The 6,123-nt window shown below is 66.5% G+C and carries 7 protein-coding genes and 1 pseudogene; all 8 read right to left on the reverse strand.

The window, feature by feature from the left end:
• The coding region (locus Q0W90_RS22385; protein ID WP_297776708.1) for a Clp protease N-terminal domain-containing protein at positions 1 to 308 on the reverse strand (308 nt) is incomplete at its 3' end.
• A 331-nt stretch (positions 309 to 639) separates the two neighbouring features.
• Complete coding sequence (gene lsr2, locus Q0W90_RS22390; RefSeq protein WP_007772320.1) at positions 640 to 978, reverse strand: histone-like nucleoid-structuring protein Lsr2; 339 nt, start codon at positions 976 to 978, stop codon at positions 640 to 642.
• A gap of 165 nt (positions 979 to 1,143) precedes the next feature.
• Positions 1,144 to 2,649: a lysine--tRNA ligase gene (gene lysS, locus Q0W90_RS22395; protein ID WP_297776710.1), complete on the reverse strand. Its 1,506-nt coding sequence runs from the start codon at positions 2,647 to 2,649 to the stop codon at positions 1,144 to 1,146.
• A 50-nt stretch (positions 2,650 to 2,699) separates the two neighbouring features.
• A complete protein-coding gene (locus Q0W90_RS22400) occupies positions 2,700 to 3,515 on the reverse strand; it encodes a type III pantothenate kinase (protein ID WP_297599938.1) in 816 nt (271 codons plus the stop codon).
• Between the two features lie 2 nt (positions 3,516 to 3,517).
• Positions 3,518 to 3,946, reverse strand: coding sequence for an aspartate 1-decarboxylase (panD, locus tag Q0W90_RS22405; protein ID WP_297599985.1), 429 nt, complete (start codon positions 3,944 to 3,946; stop codon positions 3,518 to 3,520).
• The gene (gene panC, locus Q0W90_RS22410) at positions 3,946 to 4,884 is read right to left on the reverse strand and encodes a pantoate--beta-alanine ligase (protein ID WP_297776713.1); all 939 of its coding nucleotides are present in this window, start codon (positions 4,882 to 4,884) and stop codon (positions 3,946 to 3,948) included. The genes panD and panC overlap by 1 nt, the downstream gene beginning before the upstream one ends.
• Entirely contained in the window at positions 4,881 to 5,792 is a 912-nt protein-coding gene (locus tag Q0W90_RS22415) for a DUF2520 domain-containing protein (RefSeq protein ID WP_297599943.1), read from the reverse strand. Before Q0W90_RS22415 ends, panC begins: the two co-directional genes overlap by 4 nt.
• 115 nt (positions 5,793 to 5,907) lie before the next feature.
• Positions 5,908 to 6,123 (reverse strand): annotated as a pseudogene (locus Q0W90_RS22420) (hypothetical protein); the annotation flags it as partial.

Raw genomic sequence — 6,123 nt, forward strand, 5'->3', positions numbered from 1 at the left:
ATGTAATTGTGGCCCAGCTGCAGCGCCTCACGCAGGCTCAGCTCGAGCACCTTCTTGGCGCGCGGCGTAAACGGGATGTGACCCGACGGGGCCTGCTGGCCCTGGCCGATGATCTCCTCAACCTGGCTGCGGACGCCCTCGAGCGAGATGCCCAGCGACTCCAGCGACTTCGCCGCGACGCCTTCACCCTCGTGAATCAAACCCAACAGGATGTGCTCGGTGCCGATGTAGTTGTGGTTGAGCATCCGGGCCTCTTCTTGCGCCAGGACGACGACCCGCCGCGCACGGTCGGTAAATCTTTCAAACATCGGGTTACCTGCTCTCCCTCAACATCGGTACAAATCTGTTAGCGGCCCTTCGAGAAACCCTGCCGGTCTCCTGTGGCCGGAATCGCGTACCTGCCATCCACTGTAATGGTCGGCTTGCCAGCGGGCCTAACTTGCGGCGCCTCGTTCGCTACGGACGCAACTTGCTCGTTCCGAACCGATCTGACCTGCGACTGCCTGCGGCGTTGCGCCCGCATCCAAGAACGCTGCAACGTAGCAATTCGTTTCCCGGGCGACCCGACGATCATTTCGCGCCCAGCGAAATGACAAACCGGCGCACGGGCTTGGAACCCGGGCGCCGGTTTGAAGACTGTCAGGTTGCCGCGTGGAAGGCGTCGATGACGTCGGCCGGGATGCGGCCGCGCGTCGAGACGTTGTGCCCGTTCCGGCGAGCCCATTCGCGGATCGCCGCGCTTTGCTCACGGTCGATGGCGCCGCGGCCGCGTCCCGTGCCGGAACGCCCGCGCCGGCGACCGCCGACGCGGCGACCGGCTTCCACCCATTGCTTCAGATCCCCGCGCAGTTTCGCGGCATTCTTGGACGAAAGATCAATCTCATAGGTCACCCCGTCAAGCCCGAATTCGACCGTTTCGTCGGCTGCGCCGGCACCGTCGAAATCATCGACCAAGGTGACGGTCACTTTTTTTGCCATTGTCTTACCCTCGCATTTCGTCCTGAGCAGTTGCTGAGCAGATTGGATCGACCTCCCCGGTCACCAATGTGCCATAACAACGCAGCATACTCAATCTGTACGGAGGCCGCAGCGTTGAACTTTCACGAGGGGCTCAACTTTTCACAGACGCGTTTGAACTTTCACCTACGAGTGTGGCCGAACAATGGGGAACAAAACTGTCTCTCGAATTGACAGTCCGGTCAATGTCATCAACAACCTGTCGATACCCATTCCCGTTCCGGTACACGGCGGCATCGCATACTCGAGTGCGGCAAGAAAATCTTCGTCGAGCACCATCGCCTCGTCGTCGCCTGCGGCCGCCGCGCGCGCTTGGGCGGCGAACCTCTCCCGCTGCACGACCGGATCGTTCAACTCCGAGTATCCGGTGGCCAGTTCGACTCCGCGCACATAAAGGTCCCATTTCTCCGTGACGCCTGGGATGCTGCGGTGCTGGCGCGTCAAAGGTGTTGTCTCGACCGGGAAATCCCGCACGAACGTGGGAGCGACGAGCGAGTTGCCGACCGTGTGCTCCCACAGTTCCTCGACGATCTTTCCGTGCCCGTAGCCCCGGTCGCCGGGAATCTCGACACCGAGCCGTTCAGCGATGCCGAGTAGCTTTTCCACTGTCGCCTCTGGCGTGATCTCTTCACCGAGGGCCGACGACAACGACGGGTACATTTGTATAGACGCCCATTCTCCGTCTATGTCGTAGACGCTGCCGTCGGGTAGCGGTAGTTGTCTGGTTCCGATCGCCTCATCGGCGACCTCTTGAATAAGCTCGCGCGTCACTACTGCCGAATCGTCATAGGTTCCGTAGGCCTGGTAGGTCTCCAGCATGGAAAATTCGGGAGAATGGGTGGAATCCGCACCTTCGTTTCGAAACACTCGATTTAGTTCGAAAACCCTGTCGAGGCCACCGACGACGCAGCGCTTGAGGAACAGTTCCGGTGCGATCCTCAGGTAGAGATCGATGTCCAGCGCATTGGAATGTGTGATGAAGGGCCGCGCGGCCGCGCCACCGGCCAGCGTCTGCAACATTGGGGTTTCGACTTCGAGAAAGCCGCGCCGTTCCAATGCGTTACGGATGGCCCGGACGACCGCGATTCGCTGCCGTGCCACCGAGCGGGCTTGCGGCCGGACGATCAGGTCGACGTAGCGCTGCCGCACCCGCGCCTCTTCACTCATTTCCTTGTGCGCGACCGGCAGCGGACGCAACGACTTGGATGCCATCCGCCACGAGTCGGCGAGGACGGACAGTTCGCCGCGCCGTGAGCTGATCACGTTGCCGTGTACGGAGACGATGTCGCCGAGATCGACATCGGTCTTCCACGCGTCGAGGGAATCGCGACCGACCTTGTCGAGGCTGATCATGACTTGCAGGGTGGTCCCGTCGCCCTCCTGCAGGGTGGCGAAGCAGAGTTTTCCGGAGTTGCGCGCGAAGATCACCCGGCCGGCGACGCCGACGAGGTCATCGGTCGCGGTGTCGACCGGCAGGTCGGCGTGGGCCTCGCGGACCTGCGCCAGCGTGTAGGTGCGTTCGACGGCGACCGGGTAGGGGTCACGCCCCTCGGCGAGCAGCCGAGCGCGCTTGTCCCGGCGGATCCGGTACTGCTCGGGGATATCTGCTTCGGCGTCTGGGGCGTCACTCACGACCTGCCAGCTTAAATGACCTGTCGTGGCCGGTCTGACCGGCGGCCGCCCTAGCGCGCCGTCTTCAGCCGGCCCCGCTGGGCGTCGCGGTTGCGTTCGAAGACCAGCCGCAGGCCGTGCAGAGTCAGGTGCTGTTCGTAGTGGCTGACGGTTTGCAGCTCGGGCAGCAGCAGCGGCGCGGTGTGTCCGGTGGCCACGATCGCCACGTCGTCACCGGCGAAGCCGTCCACATCCTCACGGATGCGACCCACCAGGCCGTCGACCAGCCCGGCGAAGCCGAACACCGCCCCGGCCTGCATGCACTCGACCGTGTTCTTGCCGATCACCGAACGGGGTCGAGTCAACTCCACGCGGCGCAGCGCGGCCGAGCGGGCCGCGGCGGCATCGGAAGAAACCTGGAGTCCCGGCGCGATCGCACCGCCGAGGAACTCGCCCTTGGCCGACACGACATCCACACAGATCGAGGACCCGAAGTCGATGACGATTGCCGGGCTTTGGAAATGGTGAAACGCCGCCAGGCAGTTGACGATTCGGTCGGCACCCACTTCTTTGGGGTTGTCCACCAGCAGCGGAACGCCGGTGCGCACACCGGGCTCGATCAGCACGTGGGGCACCGACGGCCAGTACTGGTCGAGCATCAGCCGCACCTCGTGCAGCACCGAGGGGACGGTCGACAGCGCGGCGGCGCCGGTGAGCCGCTCGGAATCATCGCCGATCAAACCGTCGATGGTCAGCGCCAACTCGTCCGCGGTGATTTCCGACTCGGTGCGAATCCGCCACTGCTGCACGACGTTTGCGTGCTCTTTGGAGCCCGATATCAACCCGACGACGGTGTGGGTGTTACGGACGTCGATCGCCAGCAGCACGGCTACCGCGCAACGATCCGGGGATCCAGCAGCTCGGCCGCGGCGGATATGTCTGAGGGCACGAACGCCGGGTCGTGGCCGAGGTCGATCGGCTTGTTCCCGGCGTCGACGAAAACGATCCGCGGCTCATAGGTCCGGGCCTCCGCCTCCTCCATCGTCCCGTACGCGATCAGGATCACCAGGTCGCCTGGGTGAACGAGATGTGCTGCAGCACCGTTGATTCCGATCACTCCGCTGCCGCGTTCGCCAGTGATCGCGTAGGTGACGAGCCGCGCACCGTTGTCGATGTCGACGATCGTCACCTGCTCGCCTTCGAGCAGGTCCGCGGCATCCATCAGGTCGGCATCGATGGTCACCGAGCCCACGTAGTGCAGGTCGGCCTGCGTGACGGTGGCGCGGTGGATCTTCGACCTCAGCATCGTCCGTAGCATCACTTCCTCCAAGGTGATTGGGCGTATTCGTGGTTACCGTCCGGCCCAGCGGTGCCGGCGGGTGTTTCGATCTGCAACTCGATGTTGTCCAGCAGCCTGGTGGTGCCCAGCCGGGCCGCAACCAGCAGCCGGGCGCAGCCGTGGGCGGGCGGCGGGCCGAGCTCGCGGTCGCGCAGCTCGAGGTAGTCGACGGTGAGCGCGGGCACGGCGTCGAGCACCGCGCGCGCCGCGTCCAGCGCGGCCGTGCGACCGTGGTGCGCGGCGTGCGCGGCGGCAGAAAGCGCGGCCGAAAGCGTCACGGCCAGTTCACGTTGCGCGGAGTCCAGGTAGCGGTTGCGCGACGACATCGCCAGGCCGTCGCCTTCCCGGACAGTCGGCACTCCGACGACCTGCACGTCCACGTTGAGGTCGGCGGCCATCTGCCGGATCATCACCAGCTGCTGATAGTCCTTCTCTCCGAAAAAAACCCGGTCCGGACGCACGATCTGTAGCAGCTTGCACACGACGGTGAGCACGCCGGCGAAATGGGTTGGCCGGTGGCGGCCCTCGAGTTCGGAGGCCAGCGGTCCGGGCTGCACCGTGGTGCGCAAGCCGTCGGGATACATCGCCGTGGCCGTTGGCGCGAAGACGATTTCGACGCCTTCGGAGCGCAGCAGCGCAAGGTCGTCGTCCATGGTCCGGGGGTAGGCGTCGAGGTCCTCGCCGGCGCCGAATTGCAACGGGTTCACGAAGATCGAGACCACGACCACCGAGCCGGGCACCCGCTTGGCCGCACGCACCAACGCCAGGTGACCGTCGTGCAGCGCGCCCATGGTGGGCACCAACATCACCCGGCGGCCGGTGTGGCGCAGGGCACGGCTGACGTCGGTGACGTCGCGCGGGTTGGGATACAGGTTGAGTTCGCCCGCCGTGAAGGCCGGCGGCTTGCCGGGTCTCATGGCGCCAGCACCTCGATGACGTCTTGGGGAGCGTGTGCGCGCTGGGCGGTTCGCAGGGCGTTCGTCCGATACGCCTGCACCAGTTCGGGTCCGACTTGGCCCAGCGCCGCCAGATGCCCGGCGACCGCGGCGGCGTCGCCGCGCGCGACCGGACCGGTGAGCGCGGCCTGCCCGCGTTGCAGGGTGTTCTCCAGCGCCGCCCGGGCCAGCGGCCCGATGATGCGTTCGGCGATACCGCCCGGCTGGTCGTCGACGGACTGCTGGCCGAGCAGTTCGCTGCCGCGCAGGGCGGCGCGCAGCGCGTCCAGCGCGTCGGCGACCACGGTCACGATGTGGTTGCCCGCGTGGGCCAAGGCCGCGTGATAGAGGACGCGGGCGTCCTCGGCGACGCGGAACGGTTCGCCGCCCATCTCCAACACGAGCGATTGACCGATCGCATATCCGACCTCGTCGGCCGCCGTGACGCCAAAGCAGGTGTCCGGCAGCCTGCTGATGTCTTCGTCAGAGCCGGTGAACGTCATCGCCGGATGAATCGCCAGCGGAATGCAGCCATCCCGCGCGAGCGGCGCGAGCACACCGACGCCGTTGGCGCCGGACGTGTGGACCACGATGGTTCCAGGCCGCACCGCCGACGTCGCGGCCAACCCGGACACCAGGCCGGCGAGTTCGCTGTCGGGAACCGCGAGCAGCAACAGTTCGGCGCCGGCGGCGACGTCCGGGGGCGTCGCCACCGGGGTGTCGGGCAGCCGGCGCCGGGCCCGCTGCCGCGAGGCGTGGGAGATGGCGCCGCACGCCACCACGACGTGGTCCGCGCGCTCCAGCGCGACACCGAGCGCGGTGCCGACCCGGCCGGCCGAGATGATTCCCACCTTGAGCCTGGCCGGGCGCAGACCGTCGAACTGCACCATCGCAGACGACCTCACAGATTTCTTGTTTCGTTCCGGTCCCACCGGGTGGGTACCGTTCGGTCACCAAGACTCTAGTCGATCACCAGGCGTTTCCCAATGTGAGGAAGCTCCCAGCTCAGCCTTCGCGGCGACGCCGCCGGCCGCCTTCCGAGGGCTGCACCTGCAGGCGGGCCAGCAGCTCGGCCACCGACTGCCCGCCCGTCGAGGTCGTTTCGCCCGCGCCTTCCGCTTCCTCTGGCTGCGGTTCGCCATGCCGAGGCGCGTGCCCCGGCGCCGACGGCGGCGCCAGGCGCGGTGGCGGGGGCGCGCCGGCGGGCGGCCCCTGGTGCTG

It is taken from the genome of Mycobacterium sp., from assembly GCF_025933915.1.
GTDB lineage: Bacteria > Actinomycetota > Actinomycetes > Mycobacteriales > Mycobacteriaceae > Mycobacterium.